Annotated in this window: 10 protein-coding genes; 7 read left to right on the top strand and 3 right to left on the bottom strand. The window is 72.3% G+C overall.

The window, feature by feature from the left end; genetic code table 11:
* The first annotated feature begins 1 nt into the window (after position 1).
* Entirely contained in the window at positions 2-5,308 is a 5,307-nt protein-coding gene (locus ABD841_RS31895) for a ThuA domain-containing protein (protein WP_344979538.1), read from the top strand.
* Between the two features lie 113 nt (positions 5,309-5,421).
* On the opposite strand, the gene ABD841_RS31890 is transcribed toward ABD841_RS31895, so the two are convergent.
* The 3 genes from ABD841_RS31890 to ABD841_RS31880 form a co-directional block, all read right to left on the bottom strand.
* Entirely contained in the window at positions 5,422-7,596 is a 2,175-nt protein-coding gene (locus ABD841_RS31890; protein WP_344979536.1) for an alpha-galactosidase, read from the bottom strand.
* Between the two features lie 65 nt (positions 7,597-7,661).
* A complete protein-coding gene (locus tag ABD841_RS31885; protein ID WP_344979534.1) occupies positions 7,662-9,731 on the bottom strand; it encodes a DUF2264 domain-containing protein in 2,070 nt (689 codons plus the stop codon).
* A gap of 127 nt (positions 9,732-9,858) precedes the next feature.
* Positions 9,859-11,067 carry a substrate-binding domain-containing protein gene (locus ABD841_RS31880; protein WP_344979532.1) on the bottom strand — a complete coding sequence of 403 codons (1,209 nt, stop codon included), beginning with the start codon at positions 11,065-11,067 and terminating at the stop codon, positions 9,859-9,861.
* 326 nt (positions 11,068-11,393) lie between these two features.
* Between ABD841_RS31880 and ABD841_RS31875 the strand changes: the two genes are divergently transcribed.
* The 6 genes from ABD841_RS31875 to ABD841_RS31850 all read left to right on the top strand — a co-directional run bounded on the left by ABD841_RS31875 (position 11,394) and on the right by ABD841_RS31850 (position 19,145).
* Entirely contained in the window at positions 11,394-12,383 is a 990-nt protein-coding gene (locus ABD841_RS31875) for a hydroxyacid dehydrogenase (protein ID WP_344979530.1), read from the top strand.
* Between the two features lie 81 nt (positions 12,384-12,464).
* Positions 12,465-13,862, top strand: a complete 1,398-nt coding sequence (locus ABD841_RS31870) for an extracellular solute-binding protein (protein ID WP_344979528.1) — start codon at positions 12,465-12,467, stop codon at positions 13,860-13,862.
* Positions 13,863-13,933: 71 nt separating this feature from the next.
* A complete protein-coding gene (locus ABD841_RS31865; protein WP_344979526.1) occupies positions 13,934-14,893 on the top strand; it encodes a carbohydrate ABC transporter permease in 960 nt (319 codons plus the stop codon).
* Positions 14,893-15,837: a carbohydrate ABC transporter permease gene (locus tag ABD841_RS31860; RefSeq protein ID WP_344979524.1), complete on the top strand. Its 945-nt coding sequence runs from the start codon at positions 14,893-14,895 to the stop codon at positions 15,835-15,837. Before ABD841_RS31865 ends, ABD841_RS31860 begins: the two co-directional genes overlap by 1 nt.
* Positions 15,838-15,923: 86 nt before the next feature.
* A complete protein-coding gene (locus tag ABD841_RS31855) occupies positions 15,924-18,233 on the top strand; it encodes a hypothetical protein (RefSeq protein ID WP_344979522.1) in 2,310 nt (769 codons plus the stop codon).
* A 267-nt stretch (positions 18,234-18,500) separates the two neighbouring features.
* Positions 18,501-19,145 carry a TetR/AcrR family transcriptional regulator gene (locus ABD841_RS31850; protein ID WP_344979520.1) on the top strand — a complete coding sequence of 215 codons (645 nt, stop codon included), beginning with the start codon at positions 18,501-18,503 and terminating at the stop codon, positions 19,143-19,145.
* Positions 19,146-19,160: the final 15 nt, after the last annotated feature.

The following is a 19,160-nucleotide window of genomic DNA, read 5'->3' as shown; positions in this document are numbered from 1 at the left end:
CATGCCCCCCAGGCGGCGAACCGCCCGCGCGTTCCGATGGATCGCGCAGACCAATGCCTTACTCCTGGCCCTGACAGGCGCCGTCGTGCTCACCACGGCCACGCCCGCCCAGGCCCACGCCGTGATCGACCCCGCCGACTACCAGCGCGTGGAACTGGCCAAGGGCGTCGCCGAGATGGGCGAGCCCATGACCATGGCCGTGCTGCCCGACCGGTCGGTGCTGCACACCTCACGCGACGGGACGCTGCGCCGCACCGACGCGAACGGGCAGACGGCCGTCGTCGGCGCGCTGCCCGTCTACACCCACGACGAGGAGGGCCTGCAGGGCGTCGCCGTCGACCCCGGCTTCGCGACCAACAGGACGATCTACCTCTACTACGCGCCGAAGCTGAACACCCCCGCGGGCGACGCCCCCGCCACCGGCACCGACTGGACGGCCTGGAAGGGCGTCAACCGGCTGGCCAGGTTCACGGTCAAGGCCGACTGGACGCTCGACACCGCCAGCGAGAAGACAGTGCTCGACGTGCCCGCCGACCGCGGCATGTGCTGCCACGTCGGCGGCGACATGGACTTCGACGCCCAGGGCAACCTCTACCTGTCGACCGGCGACGACAGCAACCCGTTCGACTCGGCGGGTTACACGCCCATCGACGAGCGGACCGACCGCAACCCCTCCTACGACGCCCAGCGCAGCGCCGGCAACACCAACGACCTGCGCGGCAAGATCCTGCGCATCAAGGTCAACCCGGCCGACGGCACCTACACCGTCCCCGCCGGCAACCTCTTCCCGCCCGGCACGGCGGGCACCAGGCCCGAGATCTACGCCATGGGCTTCCGCAACCCGTTCCGGATGAGCGTCGACAAGGCCACCGGCATCGTCTACGTGGGCGACTACGGCCCCGACGCCGGCTCGACCAACCCCGAACGCGGCCCCAGCGGCCAGGTCGAGTTCAACCGGGTGGACAAGCCCGGCAACTACGGCTGGCCGTACTGCACCGGCACCAACACCCTCGCCGAGACCTACACCGAGTACACCTTCCCCTCGGGCCCCGCGGCCCAGAAGTACGACTGCGCCTCGGGCGGCCCGGCCAACAACTCCTTCCGCAACACCGGCCTGCCGAAGCTCCCGCCCGCCCTGCCCGCCTGGATCAGGTACGGCGGCGACGCCGGCTCGCCGCCGGAGTTCGGCGGCGGCTCCGAGTCGCCCATGGGCGGCCCCGTCTACCGCCACGACGCGGCGCTGGACTCCGACGTCAAGTTCCCCGAGGACCTGGACGGCCACTTCTTCGCCGGTGAGTTCGGCCGCAGGTGGATCAAGGCGATCCACGTGGGCGCCGACGGCTCGCCCGGCGAGATCGCCGGCTTCCCGTGGACCGGCACCCAGGTCATGGACCTGGCCTTCGGCCCCGACGGCGCCCTCTACGTCCTCGACTACGGCTCCGGCTACTTCGGCGGCGACGCCAACTCCGCGATCTACCGCATCGAGTACATCAAGGGCCGCGACCGCGCGCCCGTCGCGGTGGCCAAGGCCGACAAGACCTCCGGGAAGACCCCGCTGACCGTCGCCTTCTCCTCCGCCGGCTCCGCCGACCCCGAGGGCCAGGCCATCACGTACGCCTGGGACTTCGGCGACGGCACCACCTCCACCGCGGCCGACCCGAGCAAGACCTACACCGAGGACGGCGACTACACCGCCACCCTCACCGTGCGCGACCCCGCGGGCAACACCGGCACGGCGAGCGTGGTCGTCACCGCCGGCAACACCGCGCCCACGGTGACCATCGAGACGCCGGGGCAGGGCCGGCTCTTCCAGTGGGGTGACACCGTGCCGTTCACCATCAAGGTGACCGACCCCGAGGAGTCCGACATCGACTGCGCGAAGGTCAAGATGACCTACGTGCTCGGCCACGACAGCCACGGCCACCAGATCACGTCCAAGAACGGCTGCTCGGGCGAGCTGGCCATCCCGGCCGACGGCGAGCACGACGACGCGGCCAACATCTTCGCGGTCTTCGACGCCGAGTACACCGACAAGGGCGGCCTGACCACCCACACCCAGCACATCCTGCAGCCCCGGCACCGCCAGGCCGAGCACTACGCGGCCATGTCCGGGATCTCGCCCATCGACAAGGCGCCCGCGCACGGTGGCAAGACCGTGGGCGACATCCACAACGGAGACTGGATCTCCTTCAAGCCCTACGAGCTGACCGACGCCAAGGCGATCACCGCGCGGGTCTCCTCGAACGGGACGGGCGGAAACCTTGAGGTCCGCGCCGGCTCGCCCACCGGCACCCTGCTCGGGAAGGCCACCGTCCCGGTGACCGGCGGCTGGGAGACCTTCGTGGACGTCACGGCCCCGCTGAGCGGCGCCCCGGCCGGGACGACCGAGCTCTACCTGGTCTTCACCGGAGGTTCCGGCGCGCTGTTCGACGTGGACGACTTCACCCTCCTGGAGGGCGGCACCGGCACGGTCACCGGCCAGATCACCGGCCCCGGCGGCAAGTGCGTCGACGTCGCGGGCGCCTCGTCGGCCAACGGCACAAAGGTGCAGCTGTACGACTGCAACGGCACCGCGGCGCAGAGCTGGACCGTGAGCGGCTCCACGATCAAGGCGCTGGGCAAGTGCCTCGACGTCGCGGGCGCCTCGCCCGCCGACGGCACGAAGGTGCAGCTGTACGACTGCAACGGCACCGCGGCGCAGAGCTGGACCGTGAGCGGCTCCACGATCAAGGCGCTGGGCAAGTGCCTCGACGGCTCCACCGCCTCGCAACTGGTCATCAAGACGTGCGACGGCGGCGCGGCGCAGAACTGGAAGCTGCCGGGCACGGGCGGCGCCGGCGGGGGCGACGTCCTCGTCTTCTCCCGCACCGCGGGCTTCCGCCACGACTCGATCCCCGCGGGCATCCAGGCCATCAAGGACCTGGGCTTCACCGTCACCGCCACCGAGGACCCCGGCGCCTTCACCGCGGCCAACCTGGCCAGATACAAGGCCGTCGTCTTCCTCAGCACCACGGGCGACGTGCTCGACGCCGCCCAGCAGGCCGCCTTCGAGTCCTACATCAAGGCGGGCGGCGGCTACGTCGGCGTCCACGCCGCGGCCGACACCGAGTACGACTGGCCCTGGTACGGCGGCCTGGTCGGCGCGTGGTTCGCCTCCCACCCGGCCATCCAGCAGGCCACCGTCAAGGTGGCGGACCGGGCGCACCCGGCCACCGCCCACCTCGGTCGCACGTGGAGCCGGACCGACGAGTGGTACGACTACCGCTCCAACGCCCGCACCGGCGCCCACGTGCTGGCCACGCTGGACGAGTCCTCCTACTCGGGCGGCCGGATGGGCGCCGACCACCCCATCGCCTGGTGCAAGCCGTACGACGGAGGACGGTCCTTCTACACCGGCGGCGGGCACACCGCCGCCTCCTTCGCCGAGCCCGAGTTCCGCAAGCACCTGCTGGGCGGCATCAACTACGCCGTCGGCAGCGTCAAGGCCGACTGCCGCCCGGAGAACGGCTACACGCCGATCTACGACGGCGCCGTCACCGGCTGGGCGCAGGCGGGCCCCGGAAGCTTCGCCAACGCCGACGCCACACTGACCTCGCAGGGCGGCATGGGCCTGTTCTGGTACAAGGCGAAGGAGTACGCCTCCTACTCGCTGAAGCTGGACTGGAAGATGGCCGGGGACGACAACTCCGGCGTCTTCATCGGCTTCCCCGAGTCGGAGGACCCCTGGTCGGCGGTGAACAACGGCTACGAGATCCAGATCGACGCCACCGACAGCCCCGACAAGACCACCGGCGCCGTCTACGGCTTCAAGTCCGCCGACCTGGCGGCCAGGGACGCCGCGCTCAACCCGCCGGGACAGTGGAACACCTACGAGCTGCGGGTCGAGGGCGAACGGCTGCAGGTCTTCCTCAACGGTGTGAAGATCAACGACTTCACCAACACCGACCCGGCCCGCTCGCTCAAGCAGGGGTACGTGGGTCTCCAGAACCACGGCGCGGGCGACGAGGTGTCGTTCCGCAACATCAGGATCAAGGAACTCGGCCCGGCCACCGGCGACCTGACCGTCCAGGCCGAGAACTGGACGGCCGCCAACGGCGTGCAGCCCTACCCGCACGCCCCCGCGCACGGCGGCAGCGTGCTCGGCTACGTCAACCCCGGCGACTGGGCCGCCTACGACGAGGTGGACCTGACCGGCGTCACCGGCTTCACGGCCAGGGTCGCCGGTCCCGCCCCGAGCGGCGGCTTCGAGATCCGCGCGGGTTCCCCGACCGGTCAGGTGCTCGGCAGCGTCACCGTGCCGCAGACCGGCGGCTGGGAGGACTACGCCGACGTCTCCACCCGGCTCACCGATGTCCCCTCCGGCAGCACCACGCTCTACCTGGTGTTCACCGGCGCGAACTTCGACGTGGACGACTTCACCCTGGTCCGCGCGCCCGCGGACGCCAAGGCCCCGGTGACGAAGGCCGCCCTGGACCCGGCCGAGCAGCCCACCGGCTGGCACACCGGGCCGGTGACCGTCACCCTGACCGCCGCCGACGACGGCTCGGGGGTGGCCGGGACGGAGTACAGGGTGAACGACGGCGACTGGACCGCCTACACCGGGCCGGTCAGGGTCGAGTCGGACGGCACCCACAAGGTGTCCTTCCGCTCCGAGGACAAGGCCGGCAACCAGGAGGAGGCCAAGGACGTCACGATCAAGCTGGACGCCACCGAACCCGAGCTGACCGTCGGAGGGCTGACCGAGGACGGGCGGTACGGCGACGCGGCCCAGATCACCGTCACCGCCGAGGGGAAGGACGAAGGCTCGGGGATCGACACCGTGCGGGCCACGCTGGACGACCGGGAACTGAAGCTGGACGAGCGGCTCGACCTGCACACGCTCCCGCTCGGCGCGCACACGGTCAAGGTCACCGCCACCGACAAGGCCGGCAACAGGGCCGAGCGGAGCGCGACCCTGACGGTGACCACGTCGTTCGGCGACGTCGCGACCCTGCTCGACAGGTTCGCCGTCGGGAACCCGCTGGGGGCCCAGCTGCGGACCTCCCTCGCGTCGGCCACTGGGAGCCACGAGAAGGAGCACGCCGAGCAGGCGCTCCACCATCTGGAGAAGTTCCGGGACGGGGCCGCCACGGTGGCCGACGAGACCGCGCGCGCGGTGCTGGTCCGCGACGCCGACGCCCTGATCGCCCTGCTGGGCGGCCGGGCGCCGGCCGAGGGGGCCACCGCCACCGCCACCGCCACCGCCGCCGACGGCGACGGCGACGGCGACGGCGTCCCGCCCGCGGACGCGGACACGCCGGCCGAATGACCGGACGGCCGTGAGACCGGGGGACCCGGACCAAACCGCACGGCTGCTCGGTCCCTCCGGGCCGTCGTCACGGCCCGGAGGGCGCCCCGCGTCGTGGCGTCACGGGACGCCTGTCACGACGCCTCCACCCGGCGGAGTTCGAGGAGCTCGCTGCGGTAGTCGGGCCCGTCGGGGGACCAGGTGGGCAGGATGAGGCCGAGGGACATCAGCGTGCGGCCGTGCCAGCGGGAGCCCTCGGGCGCGGTCGCGGCGGCCTCGCTCGTCACGACCTCGTAGACGGCCTGGGGGTCGAGCCCGGCCAGGCGCAGCCGTCCCGGTGTCCGCTTGTCGAGCGAGAACGGGTTGTAGGCCAGCACGACGACCCGGTCGTCCAGGACGTACTGCACGGCGGAGGCGGCCCGGCCCGGCACGCCCGCCAGGCGGTGCAGGCGGCCGCGCTGCACGACCGGGCGGATCGCCTTGTAGGCCGCGACGAGGTCGCGGGCCTCGGCGAGCTCTTCCGCGCTCCACCGCGTCAGGTCCCCGCCGATGCCGAGGGTTCCGGCCATCGCGACATGGAAGCGGTAGCGGAGCGGCACCTCCCTGCGGGTGTGCGGGTTGGGGCTGTCGGTCGCCCAGGCCGACATCACGTTCGCCGGGTACAGGTACGAGAAACCGTGCTGGATGGCCTGCCGGTCACGGGCGTCGGTGTTGTCGGAGGTCCACACCAGGTCGGTGCGGCGCAGGACACCCAGGTCGACCCGGCCGCCGCCGCCCGAGCACGACTCGATGCGCAGGCCGGGGTTGCGGCGGCGCAGCTCGTCCATGACGTCGTAGACGCCGCGGGTGTGCTCGATCCACAGCATGTCCGCGCGGTCTCCGGCGTCCGGCCAGCCGGCCTGGCTGAAGTTCCGGTTCATGTCCCACTTCAGGTAGGCCAGGCCGTACTCGCGGACCAGCCCGTCGAGCCAGCCGGTCGCCCACGCGCGCACGTCGTCGCGGGCGAAGTTGAGCACGAGCTGGTTGCGCATGGTGTCGCGGCGCCGGTCCGGGTAGTGCAGCACCCAGTCGGGGCGGCTCCGGTACAGGTCGCTGTCGGGGTTGACCATCTCCGGCTCGACCCAGAGTCCGGCGGTCATGCCGAGCGCGCGGACCTCCGTGAACAGGCGGGTCAGCCCGTCGGGGAAGCGGGCGGGGTTGGGCCACCAGTCGCCCAGGCCGCGCGAGTCGCAGTCGCGGGCGCCGAACCAGCCGTCGTCCACCACGAACAGCTCGACGCCGAGCGCGGCGGCCTTCCCGGCCAGTTCGAGCTGGCCCGCCTCGGTGACGTCGAAGCCGGTGGCCTCCCAGGAGTTGTAGAGGACCGGCCGGTCCTCCTCCGGCGTCGGCAGGACGTGCCGGCGGACGTGGTGGTGCCAGGCCCGGCTGGCCGCGCCGTACCCGCCGTCGCTGTAGAGGCCGAGGACGGCGGGGGTGCGCAGGGACTCACCCGGCGCCAGGTGCCAGGACGGCCCGTCGTGGCCGAAACCGGCGGTGACGGTGACGTCGCCCTCCGGCAGGTGCTGCGCGGTGAGCCGCCAGGAGCCGCTCCAGGCGAGCGCCACGGTCCACACCTCGCCGCTCTCCTCGGTGGCGTCACCCGCGTCGATCATGATCCACGGGTTGGCGCGGTGGCCGGTGGTGCCGGTCCTGCTGGTGAACGTCGTCTCCCCGACCGGCAGCTCGGCCCGCTGGAGCTGCGTCTCCCGCGCCCACCCCCCGTAGACCGCGGTGTAGCGGTAGGCCCGCTGCTCGGGGACGATCCAGCTGCCCGAGTCGAGCCTGCCGAACCGCACGGCCGCCGTGCCCTCGTTGGCCACCGTGACCCACCGCTCGACGACGTCGGTGTCCTCGGCGCAGCGCACGTGGAGGCCGACCCGCAGGCCGTACGTCTTGTCGCGCAGGACCAGTTCGATCTCGCCGGGCCCCGGCACGGCCTCCGTGAAGGCGAGCTCGACCGAGCGCACCCCGCCCTCGTAGGTGGCCTGCAGCGACGGCAGCCCCGAGCGGCGCCCGCCGTCCACCGGCAGCAACTCGTCGGTGGCGCGCGGGTCGAGGAAGCTCGACCCGCTCCGCGGTGTCCGGAACCGCGCGGCCTCGGCCAGGGCGGCCTCCGGCAGCCTCGGCCCCCAGTACCACTGGACGACGCGGGTGTCCTCCCCGTCGGTCTCCACGCCGAACAGGTAGGTGGAGGTCGCGGTGACGGCCGCCCAGGTGTGTTCTCCCACCGGGATGATGGACATGCTCTGCTCCGGTCGCAATGTGTTCACGGTTGAAACTAACCGAGAGGAAACCAGCCGAACGCGCGGGGGTCACGGTGGGAAAGCCGCCGGGGTCACCGGTCCGCCTCCGTTCCGGAGGGCGCGGGAGCGACCGGCACCTCGACCGTGTCGGCCGTCCCGTCCGGCCAGGTGACCCGCGCGGCCGACCGGCCGGTCCACTCGACGGTCGGCGGCTCGCCGGGCCCGTCCACGGCGCGCTCCCCGGAGCCGCCGTCCCCGCCGAGGAACACCGCCGCCTCGTACCAGACGTCCGTCCGTGCCCGCGCGGGTGTGGCGCACCACGGGACGAGCGTCCACGGGGCCAGCGGGGAGGCGGCCCCGGCCGACGTCACGCCGGACGCCTCCAGCCCCGGGCCGCCGACGATCCGGGAGCGCAGCGTGCCGTTCGACGCCGCCGCCCGCCCACCGGCGGAGGCGTCGGCGGGGGCGGGAGCGTCCGCGGGCACGGGCCACCCCCCGACGCGCAGCACGCCGTACTCCGCGCCGTACTCCGCGCCGTGCCCCCCGGCGTTCCCCGCGCCGGCCGGCGCCGACACCCGCGCGAGGCGCACCTCCCACGGGCCGCGCACCGCGGAGATCACACAGATCCGGGGCCCGAGGCGGACGGGCCCCGAGCGCCCGACGCCGAGATCCATGCTCTCCCGCTCCGGATCCACCCAGTGCGCGCGCCAGCGCGACCCGCCGACCAGCGTCCCCGACGCGAGGCGCCCGGCGCTGAGCGTCTCGAAGCCCGTCCGATGGCTGGGACGCCCCTCGCCGTCGAGGAGCACGACGGACTGGTCCAGCGGATGCCCGGCGTGCTCTCCCGCGAGGACGGGACAGGTCGCCGTCGAGTACCCGAGCCGCGCGTACAGCGGGGAGTCGGTCAGGTGCGATCCGGGGAGGGAATGGTCGGTGCCGTGGTTCGCCACCCGGACGACGCCGTCCCGGCGGGTGCCGCTGACGAGCCACCCCGCGGACGGCACGACGAGGCCGTAGTCGCCCGACTCGACCGGCAGGGGCGCCTCGACGGCCGTCCACACCGGGTGGTCGGCGGGGAGCGACAGGCCGAGAAGGCCCTTCGAGGCCCAGTACGGGGAGCCGGGACCGGAGTACGACTGCGCGATCGGCCGCCACGCCCCGTGCCAGCCGAGCGTGAGGATCCCCTCCGCGTCCGGTGCGCCGTGCTCGACGAAATGGCGTGCGATGCCGGACGCGGCGCGGCGCAGGAGCCCCGGGGCGGGAGCCGGCACGCCCGCACGTGCCCCGGCCCAGAACTGCGCGGCGGCGGCGAAGCGGTAGGTGAGGCTCCGCCCCTGGACGAGCGGCGATCCGTCGGCGCCGACGAGGTGGACGGCGTCGTGCAGGTAACGTTCGAGGCGCCGCAGGTACTCCGGGCGCCGGGACTCCGCCCGCGGGTCCCCCGCGGCCATCTCGGTCCACAGCAGCGGGTAGAGGTGGAGGGCCCACCCGGCGTAGTGGTCGTAGGAGCGTTCGAGCCCGTCGGCGTACCAGCCGCCGTCCCGCGCGAAGCCGTCGGTGAACGCGAGACCGGCGTCGACGACGCCCCGGTCGGCGGGGCCGCCCACGGACGCGAGGAACTGCTCGACGACGATCTGGAACCAGACCCAGTTGTTCGGGGGGTACTCCACCCGGGCCGCGGGCGCCAGGTACTCGACGACCCGCTCCCGCACCGCCGGGGCCAGACGGTCCCACAGCCACGGCCTGGTGAGGTGGAGCACCAGGGCGATGGACGCGGCCTCGACCCTCGCCTGGTGGTGCTCGTCCAGGCGCACCCAGCGCTCGGGGGACCGGGGGTCGGTGCCCGCGGCGATCCCCTCGGCGTACCACTCCATGAGGCCCAGCGGATCGCGCCCGCCCTCCCCGGCGACGCGGAACCCGGCGGCCAGGAAGGTGCGCGCGAAACCCTCCAGGGCGTCGACGTCGGCGCCGTACCCGCCCGGCGCTCCCGGAAAGGCGATACGGGCGTGCGAGCCGGAGGCGTACCGGCGGGCCGCCAGGAGAAGGTGGTCGGCGAGGGCCGCCCAGTGGTCCCGGGTCCATCCCGTGAAGGGGGAGAGCACGCGGTCGTCGAACTCCCGCAGGGAGTTCGCCAGGGGGGAGAGGCGGGCGACCGTCGTCATGACGCGGCTCTTCCTGTTCGGGCGGGACCGGATCGCCTCACGGTGAGGTGTCCGGGCCGGTGCGGGGGATGTTCCGGCCAGTAGAGCCCCGGCGGTCCGGGGAGTCAACGTGCCGCGGGGCAAACGCTCAAAAACGATCCGCGGGACCGGGCGGCGGCGACCCGCCCGGGCCGCGCACGTTCGGCGACGGTCCGCGGCCGGGCGGCGGCCCGCTCGAGTCGCGCACGTTCAGCACGGGGAGCAGGCGGATGCGCTGGGCGGGGAAGGGGGCGGCCGACGGCGCCGAATGGGCGATCGCGCGCAGGCAGGCGTCGATGGCGGCGAAACCGATGGCCTTCTTGGGCGGCGCGACCGCCGTCAGCGGCATCTCGCCCAGCCCGGCCACCTCGTCGTCGTAGGCGACGACCGTGATGTCTCCGGGGATGTCCAGGCTCGCCTCCAGCGCCGCCTGCGCGAACTGCAGCGCGAGCTGGTCGGGGTGGATGAGCACCGCCGTCACACCCGAGGCGCGGGCCTCCAGGAGGTAGCGCCGGACGTTCGCGGAGGGATCGATCGAGCTCCAGGCGGGGTGGCCGAAGTCGAACTCGGGAACGTGCACCTCGCAGCCGTGGGCGCGGGCGGCCGCGCGGGCGCCCGCGGAGATCTCCTGGACGTGCGGGTTCGCGTAGGTCCAGACCGCGATGCGCCGGTGCCCCAGCTCGGCCAGGTGCGCCACGGCGATCTCGGCGCCGTGCTGGTGGTCGGACCGGACGGAGTCCACCACGCGCCCGCGTGTGGGGAACTCCCAGACCCGCTCGACGACCGTGACCGGGATCGGGGACGTCTCGATGAGCGCGCGCAGCGGGCTCTCGGCCAGCTCCGACTTGCTCGGCGTGATGAGGACGCCGTCGAGACCGATCGTCGTCATCCGCTCGAAGATCCTCCGCTCGTCGGCCTCGTTGTACTCGGAGATGGCCAGGACGAGGCGGACGCCGGCCAGGTGCGCGGCCAGTTTCGCGCCCTCGATGGCCTCGGCGTAGTAGTAGGTGCTCGTGGGGGCGATCATACCGATCGTCGCCACGGGCGCGTCGTCCCCGCTCCGGCGGGGTGAGAGGCCGAACGTCGCGGCGAGCTGCTTCGCCGTGCGCTCCGGGCCGTAGTCGTCGGCCACCGGCCGCTGGAGGAACTTCGCGCCGCCGTGCACGCGCGAGAGCTGCCCGGCGCGTTCGAGCTCGCGCAGGTCACGGCGGAGTGTGACGTTGGCGACCCCGAGCCTGGCCGCGAACTCGGCGACACTCAGGGTGCCGCGTAAGCGGAGCTCGCGGAGGATCGCCTCCCTGCGCTCGGCACCGATCACGGTGATCTCCTCCGTCTCGTCGGGGAAGCGGGCGCCGGGCCGGCCGACCGCTTCGGATCACATGATCAACGATCGGAGTCCCGTACCGGAAGGGCGGATGCCGGCGTATCGGTCGCCGTCGTCCCCCGGGATGAGGCGGGAGACGGGCTCCCAGGAGCATCTGATCGATTCTGATCGTTTGATCCCTCGTGTATTGACCCCTGATCGAAGCCGAACGAAGAATCAACCCGCGCGACATCCAGCCGTAACGTCCGCGTTGCGGACGGTGGAGATCCGGCGCGCCGTCCCGGTCCGGTCAGAGAATGCGAGCGTCAATGAAGTCAGTGATGTCAGGCCGCCCCGGCTGGGCGGTGGGGACCTGCATCGGCCGGGAGTGGTCCCGGTCGGTCCTCACCGACCGGGTGAGGGCCGCCATCCGGCACCGGGTCGATCTCGTGGAGTTCGACCCGCTCTCGGACGGCGTGCGGGACGACATTCGCGTCCTCATCACCGGGTGGGGGACGGCACCGCTGACCGGCGACGTCCTGGACCGCCTGCCCTCGCTGGAACTCGTCCTCCACGCGGCGGGCAGCGTCCGCGGCGTCGTCACCGAGGCCGTATGGGAACGGGGCATCCGGGTGTCGACGGCGGTGTCCGCCAACGCCGTCTCCGTCGCCGACTTCACCTACGCCCAGGTGCACCTGTCGCTGAAGAACGTCTGGCGGCTCGCCCTGGACGCGCGGGAGGCCGGGGGGCCGGTGCCGCGGACCGGTGTCCGCGGCGTGGACGGCGCGACGATCGGCCTGGTCGGCCTGGGCCACATCGGGCGCCTTGTCGCGCGGCGCCTGGCCGAGCACGACCTGCGCGTCCTCGCGTACGACCCGTTCGCCGGGCCGGACGAGGCAGCCGGCCTCGGTGTGGAGCTCGGCGACCTGGCCACCGTCATCGGCCGCAGCGACGTGCTGACCCTGCACGCCCCGCACAACGACACGACGCACCACATGATCTCCACGGCGGAACTCGACCTGATGCCCCCGGACAGCACCCTTCTCAACACCGCCCGGGGCGGCCTCGTCGACCACGACGCGCTGGTGGAGTTCCTGACCCGCCGCCGTGACGTCTTCGCCGTCCTGGACGTCACCGAACCCGAGGAACTGCCCGCGGGGCACCCGCTGTTCCGCCTGGGCAACGCGCTCGTCACCCCGCACATCGCCGGCAGCCTCGGCACGGACGAGGCGAGGCTGGGCGATCTCGCGGCCGCCGAACTCGTCCGGTTCGTCGAGGGAGACCCCCTCGACCACGAGGTGAACGAGGAGCGCCTCGCGCTTTCCGCGTGACCCGGCCACGAGGCGACACCCCGGGCGCCCGGTACGCATGAGCACCCCGAGACACGTCACGACCACCCCCCAGGAGATGCCATGACCACCCCCAGACGCGCCCCCCGACGTGCCCCGGCCGCGTTGCTCGGCGGCGCCACGGCCCTCGCCCTCGCCCTCGCGGGCTGCTCGACCCCGTCGTCCGGCGGGAGCGCGGCCGGCGACGGCACGGTCACCATCACCGTCGGCGACCGGCCCAGCGCCGACCAGGCCGCGGCGCGCGCGATCTACGACCGGCGCGTCCAGGAGTTCCAGAAGGCCAACCCCGGCATCAGGATCGAGCCGTCGGAGACCGTGTGGGACGTGCAGACGTTCCAGGCGAACGTGGCGGGCGGCACCCTTCCGGACGTGCTCAAGGTCCCGTTCACCGAGATCCAGGCGCTCATCGCGCGCAAGCAGGTCGCGGACATCACCGACCAGCTCAAGGAGGTCGGGCTCGCCGACCGGCTGAACCCGCAGACCGTCAAGATCGTCCAGGGGCGGGACGGCCGCACCTACGGCGTTCCCGTCCTGCCGTACGCGATCGGCCTGTTCTACAACCGCGCCCTCTTCGAGAAGGCCGGCCTCGACCCGGCCAAGCCGCCCAGGACGTGGGCCGAGGTGCGGGCCGCGGCGAAGGCCGTCGCGGAGAAGACCGGCCAGGCCGGCTACGCCCAGATGGCCACCGAGAACACCGGCGGCTGGATGCTGACCGCGCAGTCGTACAGCATGGGCGGCTCGATCGAGAGCGAGGACGGCGCCAAGGCGACGTTCGACGACGCCGCCATGCGTAACGCCCTGACCCTCCTGAAAGGGATGCGCTGGGAGGACGACTCGATGGGCACGAACTTCCTCTACAACATGAACGACATCGCCAAGGACTTCGCGGCGGGGAAGATCGGCATGTTCCTGTCGGTGCCCTCGGCCGCCTACCAGGCGGTCGTCATCAACTTCGACATGCCGAAGAAGGACGTCGGGCTCACCGCCGTGCCCACCGGGCCCGGCAACGACAACAAGGTCCTCTCCGGCGGGTCCGTCGAGATCGTGAACCCGAAGGCGAGCGAGGCCGAGAAGTCCGCGGCGCTCAAGTGGATCGCCTTCTTCGACCTCGGCAAGTACATCAACCAGGAGGCCGCGGTCGCCGACGCCAAGGCCTCCGCCCAGGACGGCGGCGCGGTCGGCATCCCGCGGCTGAGCCCGATCTCGCCCGAGGGGTTCGAGCGCTACAAGGAGTGGATCGCCGAGTACGTCAACGTGCCGCTGGAGAACTTCACCGGCTACACGGACAACCTCGCGACCGTCCAGCTCAAGACCGAGCCGGTCAAGAGCGCGCAGGAGGTGTACGCCGTGCTGGACACCGTCCTGCAGAAGGTGCTCACCGACAAGGGCGCCGACGTGGACGCGCTGCTCCGCGAGGCGGTCGCGACCGTCGACACGAAGCTGGCCCGGGCGCCGAGGTGACGACCCCGGCGGGCGGCCCCGTGACCGGCCCGGGCCGCCCGCCCCAGAACCACACGAAAGAAGGCTGCGCCATGCAGACTCTGGCCCCGAACTCCGCCCCGCCGCCCCCGGCGGAGCCGGAGGCCGCCCGGCGCGCGACCCGACGCCCCTCCACGCCGCGGTGGCTGCGCCGCGTCGACCCCGGCACCGCGCTGCTCGCGCTCCCGCTCGTGCTCGTCTTCCTCTACTTCTCGTGGGGGCCGATCGTCCGCGGTCTGGTCATGAGCTTCCAGCGGACGAACTTCGTGTCCGAGAGCACCTGGGTCGGCTGGGACAACTTCACCTACGTGCTCAGCGACCCGCTGCTGCCCACCGCGATCGTCAACACGCTCTGGTACGGCCTGCTCTGCCTGGTCTTCGGCTTCCCGCTGCCGGTCTTCCTCGCGGTCGTCATCTCGGAGGTACGGCACCGCAAAGGGCTGTACAGCGCCCTCGCCTACCTGCCGGTGGTGTTCCCGCCCGTCGTGGCGATCCTGCTGTGGAAGGTCTTCTACGACCCCTCCGCCGACGGTCTGTTCAACACGGTCCTCGGCTGGGTCGGGATCGATCCCCTGCTGTGGCTGAACACCGGGTCGACGGCGATGCCGGCCCTCGTCCTGGAGGCGACCTGGGCCAACGCCGGCACCAACGTCATCATCTACCTCGCCGCCCTCACCGGCGTCCGGACCGAGCTGTACGAGGCGGCGGAGCTCGACGGCGCGGGGATCTGGCGCAGGATCTGGCACGTCACGCTCCCGCAGATCCGCGGCATCACGGTCGTCCTGATCCTCCTGCAGATCATCGGCACCGCGCAGGTGTTCACCGAACCGTTCCTCTTCACCGGCGGCGGGCCGGACAACGCGACGACGACCGTCCTGCTGATGGTCTACAACTACGCGTTCCTCAACGGCGACTACGGGGCCGCGACGGCGCTGAGCCTGATGCTGGCCGTCGTCCTGTGTGTCTTCGCCGGCATCTACCAACTGGCGACGAGAAGGCTGGGGCGGGACTGATGACCGTGACCGACCACCCCAAGGACGTCCGCGCCCCGCGGCGGGCCGGGCGGCGCCCGGCGGACGGGCACGAACGGGCGATCCTCTCGGCCGCCGACCTGAACCGCCCGGTGGTGCGCCACTCGATGCGGGTCGTCCAGGGCGTCGTCCTCGCCGGGCTGCTCGTGGCGGGCGCCGGGCCGATGCTGTGGCTGTTCAAGGCGGCGACCTCGGCGACTCAGGACACCCTGCGGGCGCCGTTCGCCCTGTGGCCCTCGGGTGTGCGGTGGGACAACCTCACCGGGGCCTGGCCGCGCCTGGACATGGGCACCTACCTCTGGAACACGGTCGTCCTCGCCGCCGGGTCGTGGGCCGGCACGCTGTTCGTCTGCGTCACCGGCGCCTACGTGCTCTCGGTGCTCCGCCCGAAATGGGGCGGAATCCTCACCGGCCTCGTCCTCGCCACCCTCTTCATCCCGAGCGTCATCTCGCTCGTCCCGCTCTACCTGACCGTCCTCGACCTGCCGGTGACGGGCGGGAGCCTGCAGAACACCTGGCTCGCGGTCTGGCTGCCGGCGGCGGCCAACGCCTTCAACGTGATCGTCATCAAGCGCTTCTTCGACGCGCTGCCGAAGGAGCTGTTCGAGGCGGCCCGCACCGACGGGGCGGGCCGGATCCGCATCCTCGTCTCGATCGTGCTGCCCCTGTCCAGGCCGATCCTCGGGGTGGTCTCGCTCCTGACGGTCGTCGCGTCGTGGAAGGAGTTCCTGTGGCCGCTCCTCGTGCTCCCGGACCCCGCGATGCAGCCGCTCTCGGTCGCCCTGCCCCGTGTGGCCCAGACCTCCGAGATCTCGCTCCTCATGGCCGCCCTGTTCATCGCGGTCGTCATTCCGGTGACCCTGTTCCTCGTCTTCCAGAAGCAGTTCCTTCGTGGCGTCGGCCTGGCCGGCGGCATCAAGGGCTGACCTTTCCTCCCGCTACTCCGGCGACCCCTCCTCCCGCTGCTCCAGCGACCCCCCCTTCCGCAGCCCCCCAGGAAGAAAGGCCGTCCATGACCGACAACGCTCTTCAGCGCGCCCAGATCTCACGACGCAACATGCTCCTCGCGGGCTTCTTCGGCGTCCTCGGCTCGCAACTCGTCCTCGTTCCCGGCACGGCGCCGCGCGCCGAGGCGGCGGACGCCCCGACCCTGCCGGGGGAGGGGTACACGATCAGCGCCACCGGCGGGACCGTCACGGTCCTCGACGCCGCCGGCGTCTCCCGGCTCGTCCTGCGGGGCTACCGGCTCGGCACCATCGTCACCAACGCGGGCACCTCCGCCGTGGGAACCGCCCCCGACGGGACCGCCGCCATCGTCGTCACGTACGACACGGGTACGCCCCAGACGAGCATCAAGGGCACCTTCACGCCACGCGGCCGGCGGCTCGAGGTCGTCTTCGACATCACCTCCTCCACCGTGACCTCCGCGAGCAGCGGGATGATGCGCCGGCAGGTCGTCCCGAGCTCCGTCGTCGAGACGTACACGGGCATCGCGGCCTGGGCCCGCGACCCCCGCGGCGGCGTCCCCTACCAGACCGCGGGCACGGCCGTCTACGAGGAGGCCTTCCCCGGTGTGTCCGTCTACATCACGGGCCGCGGCAGCAACTCGTCCTGGCGGGACTCCGGCGCGCTGCACCTCCCGGCCACGCAGGTGCAGACCGGGGTGTTCCGGGCCACCGCCAACATCGTCGTGACCGAGCCGGCGCGTCCCCAGATCGTCGGCGCCATCGCCGAGGGCAGTCCGCTCGCCGTGGACCTGTGGACGGACCGGCCCTTCAACGTCTGGACCGGTGCCGACCAGCCGCTGACCGTGCGCGGCATCGCCTACAACGGGGCCGCCGGGCGCAGGCTCACCCTGAAGTGGAAGGTCCGCGACTTCGACGGCCGGGTGCTGGCCAGGAGGGTCACGTCCTCCGTGGCCGGAGCCGGTGCCGTGACGGAGGACACGGTCTCCTTCCGGGCGCGGGGCCGCGGCGTCTACTTCGTCGAGCTCCAGGTGAAGGCCGGTGACCAGGAAGTCCTCTCCCGCACGAACGTCGCCGTGCTGCCGCCGCACGACTTCGGGGAGGCCGGGTCGGCCACCACCATCGGCATCGCCGCCGACTACCTCTTCTCGACGACGCAGGAGCGGGAGCTCCTGCAGCGCCTGGGTGTGCGCTGGTCGCGCCACCCGCAGTTCACCGCGGCGGAGCTCGCCCAGTACGGACTGCACCAGAACCGGTTGCGCACCCCGGCGTCCCCGGAGGCCTTCGACGGCGACCCCGAGGGACTGCGGGCGTACATCGACGAGGAGCTCACCACGGCGGAGAACGCCCAGGCGGTCTACTACGAGCTGGCCAACGAGTGGAACATGAAGGGCGGCATCCTCAAGGGGGTCGGCGGCGCGGAGTACGTGACGAAGTGGGCGACGGCCTTCGCGCAGCGGATCGCCGAGCGCGGCAGCTCGCTCAGGCTCATGTCGGTGGCGCTGGCGGGCATGGACTACGTCTACGCCGAGCGCATGTTCTCCGCCGGGCTGACCCAGCACGTCAAGGCGTTCGCGCTGCACCCGGGCCGCGGGAACTTCACCCCCGACTACGCCCCCGACCCGTCGGAGTGGACGCAGGGGAGCAACGGCAGTTACTGGAACTTCCTGGGGGCGATCCGCAAGGCGAAGGAGATGATCGCCGCGCAGCCGGGTGAGCCGATCGAACTCTGGCTCACCGAGGCCTACGCCTGCACGAAGCCGAACTCCTGGTGGCACGACACCTACCGGCACGCCGCGGAGAACGTGCTGCTGTCCCAGGCGCTGGCGGTGGCGGAGGGGGTGCGCGCCAGCCTGTGGTACCAGTTCTACGACAACGTCAAGGCGAACCCCTACGGTGCGAGCGAGACGAACCCGGAGTACCACTTCGGGTTGGTGATGCGTGACAAGAGCCCCAAGCCCTCGCTCCTGGCGTTCGCCGCCGCGTCGGAGGCGCTGGACGGCGCGACGTTCGTGCGGTGGGTGCGCTTCCCGGACGAGAACCTCCGCGGTCTGCTGTTCGACACGCCGCGCGGGCCGATGAGCATCCTGTGGTCGCGGGCCGACGGCTACATCCTCAACGCCGACCACGAGGCGGGTACGAGCTTCTACCCGTCGCCCGAGCCGTGGGTCGACCCCTGGCCGACGAAGACGACCGTGCGGCTCCCCGCGACCGGCCGGACCGTGCGGCAGATCGACTGCATCGGGCGGGAGGTGAAGCTCCCGGTGTCGAGCGGCGGGACCGCGGAGGTGAAGCTCGACGGCGCCCCGCGCGTCTACTACGGCCTCGACCTCGCCGCGTTCGGCTCCGGCGAGTAGCGGGCCGGCCCGCCCCGCTCCGGGCCGGGGGTCCGGAGCGGGGCGGCGGTGCCGGGCACGGGAGAACCTCCGGTGGTCCGGCCGGCGGTGAGGGCGGGCCAGGGCGCCTCGGCGGGGAGGGCGCCCGGCTCGCGGAGCCGCGGGGCGAAGAGGAGGGCGAGGGCCACGACGGCGGAGGCGACCGCGAAGACGACGTTGCAGGTAGAAAATTACACCGAGATAACTTTCTATCCTCGGAGTATTTTTACCCCTTGTATGGTTGCCGGTGTGAGCGAGGAACTCGGCCTGCGGGAGCGTAAGAAGCTCCAGACCCAGCGTTCCCTGTGGCACGCCGCGATGGCGCTGTTCGTGGAGCGCGGCTTCGACGACGTCTCCGTCACGGAGATCGCGGCAGCGGCGGACGTCTCCAAGAAGACCGTGTTCAACTACTTCCCGACCAAGGAGGACCTGGTCCTGCAGCCGCTGGAGGAGCGCCTCGACGAGCCCGCCCGGATCATCCGGGAGCGGGCGGCGGGGGAGTCCGCGACCGCGGCGCTCCGCCGTCACTTCCTCGCGGCGCTGGCCGCGCGGGACGTGGTGACCGGCCTCAACGACAGTCCGGCGGTGCTCGACGTCCAGCGGCTCGTCCGGTCCACCCCTTCGCTGACGCGACGCGCCTATGCCTTCATCGCCCGCAGCGAGGAACACCTGGCCCGGGAGCTCTCCCGGCAGGCCGGTCAGGCGGACATAGCCCCGCGCGTCGCGGCCGCGCAGATCATCGGTGTGCGCAACGTCCTGTACGCGGAGAACCTGCGGCGTCTCCTGGACGGAGAGTCCGCCGACGCGGTCTACCCCGACGCCGTGGCCTGCGCCGAACGGGCCTTCGGACTGCTCGACGACGGCCTGGGCGAGTACTGCGTCCGGCGGGAGTGATCTGCGCGCGACATC

The sequence above is a fragment of the Streptosporangium fragile genome (assembly GCF_039534445.1).
GTDB lineage: Bacteria > Actinomycetota > Actinomycetes > Streptosporangiales > Streptosporangiaceae > Streptosporangium > Streptosporangium fragile.
The sequence above is the reverse complement of the archived record's forward strand: the minus strand, read 5'-3'. Positions and strand labels throughout refer to the sequence as shown.

Bases quoted from the DNA above. Each gene is read 5' to 3' on its own strand.
- ABD841_RS31895 (WP_344979538.1), top strand. From the start codon at position 2: ATGCCCCCCAGGCGGCGAACCGCCCGCGCGTTCCGATGGATCGCGCAG.
- ABD841_RS31885 (WP_344979534.1), bottom strand. From the start codon at position 9,731: ATGACGACGGTCGCCCGCCTCTCCCCCCTGGCGAACTCCCTGCGGGAG.
- ABD841_RS31875 (WP_344979530.1), top strand. From the start codon at position 11,394: ATGTCAGGCCGCCCCGGCTGGGCGGTGGGGACCTGCATCGGCCGGGAG.
- ABD841_RS31870 (WP_344979528.1), top strand. From the start codon at position 12,465: ATGACCACCCCCAGACGCGCCCCCCGACGTGCCCCGGCCGCGTTGCTC.
- ABD841_RS31865 (WP_344979526.1), top strand. From the start codon at position 13,934: ATGCAGACTCTGGCCCCGAACTCCGCCCCGCCGCCCCCGGCGGAGCCG.
- ABD841_RS31860 (WP_344979524.1), top strand. From the start codon at position 14,893: ATGACCGTGACCGACCACCCCAAGGACGTCCGCGCCCCGCGGCGGGCC.
- ABD841_RS31855 (WP_344979522.1), top strand. From the start codon at position 15,924: ATGACCGACAACGCTCTTCAGCGCGCCCAGATCTCACGACGCAACATG.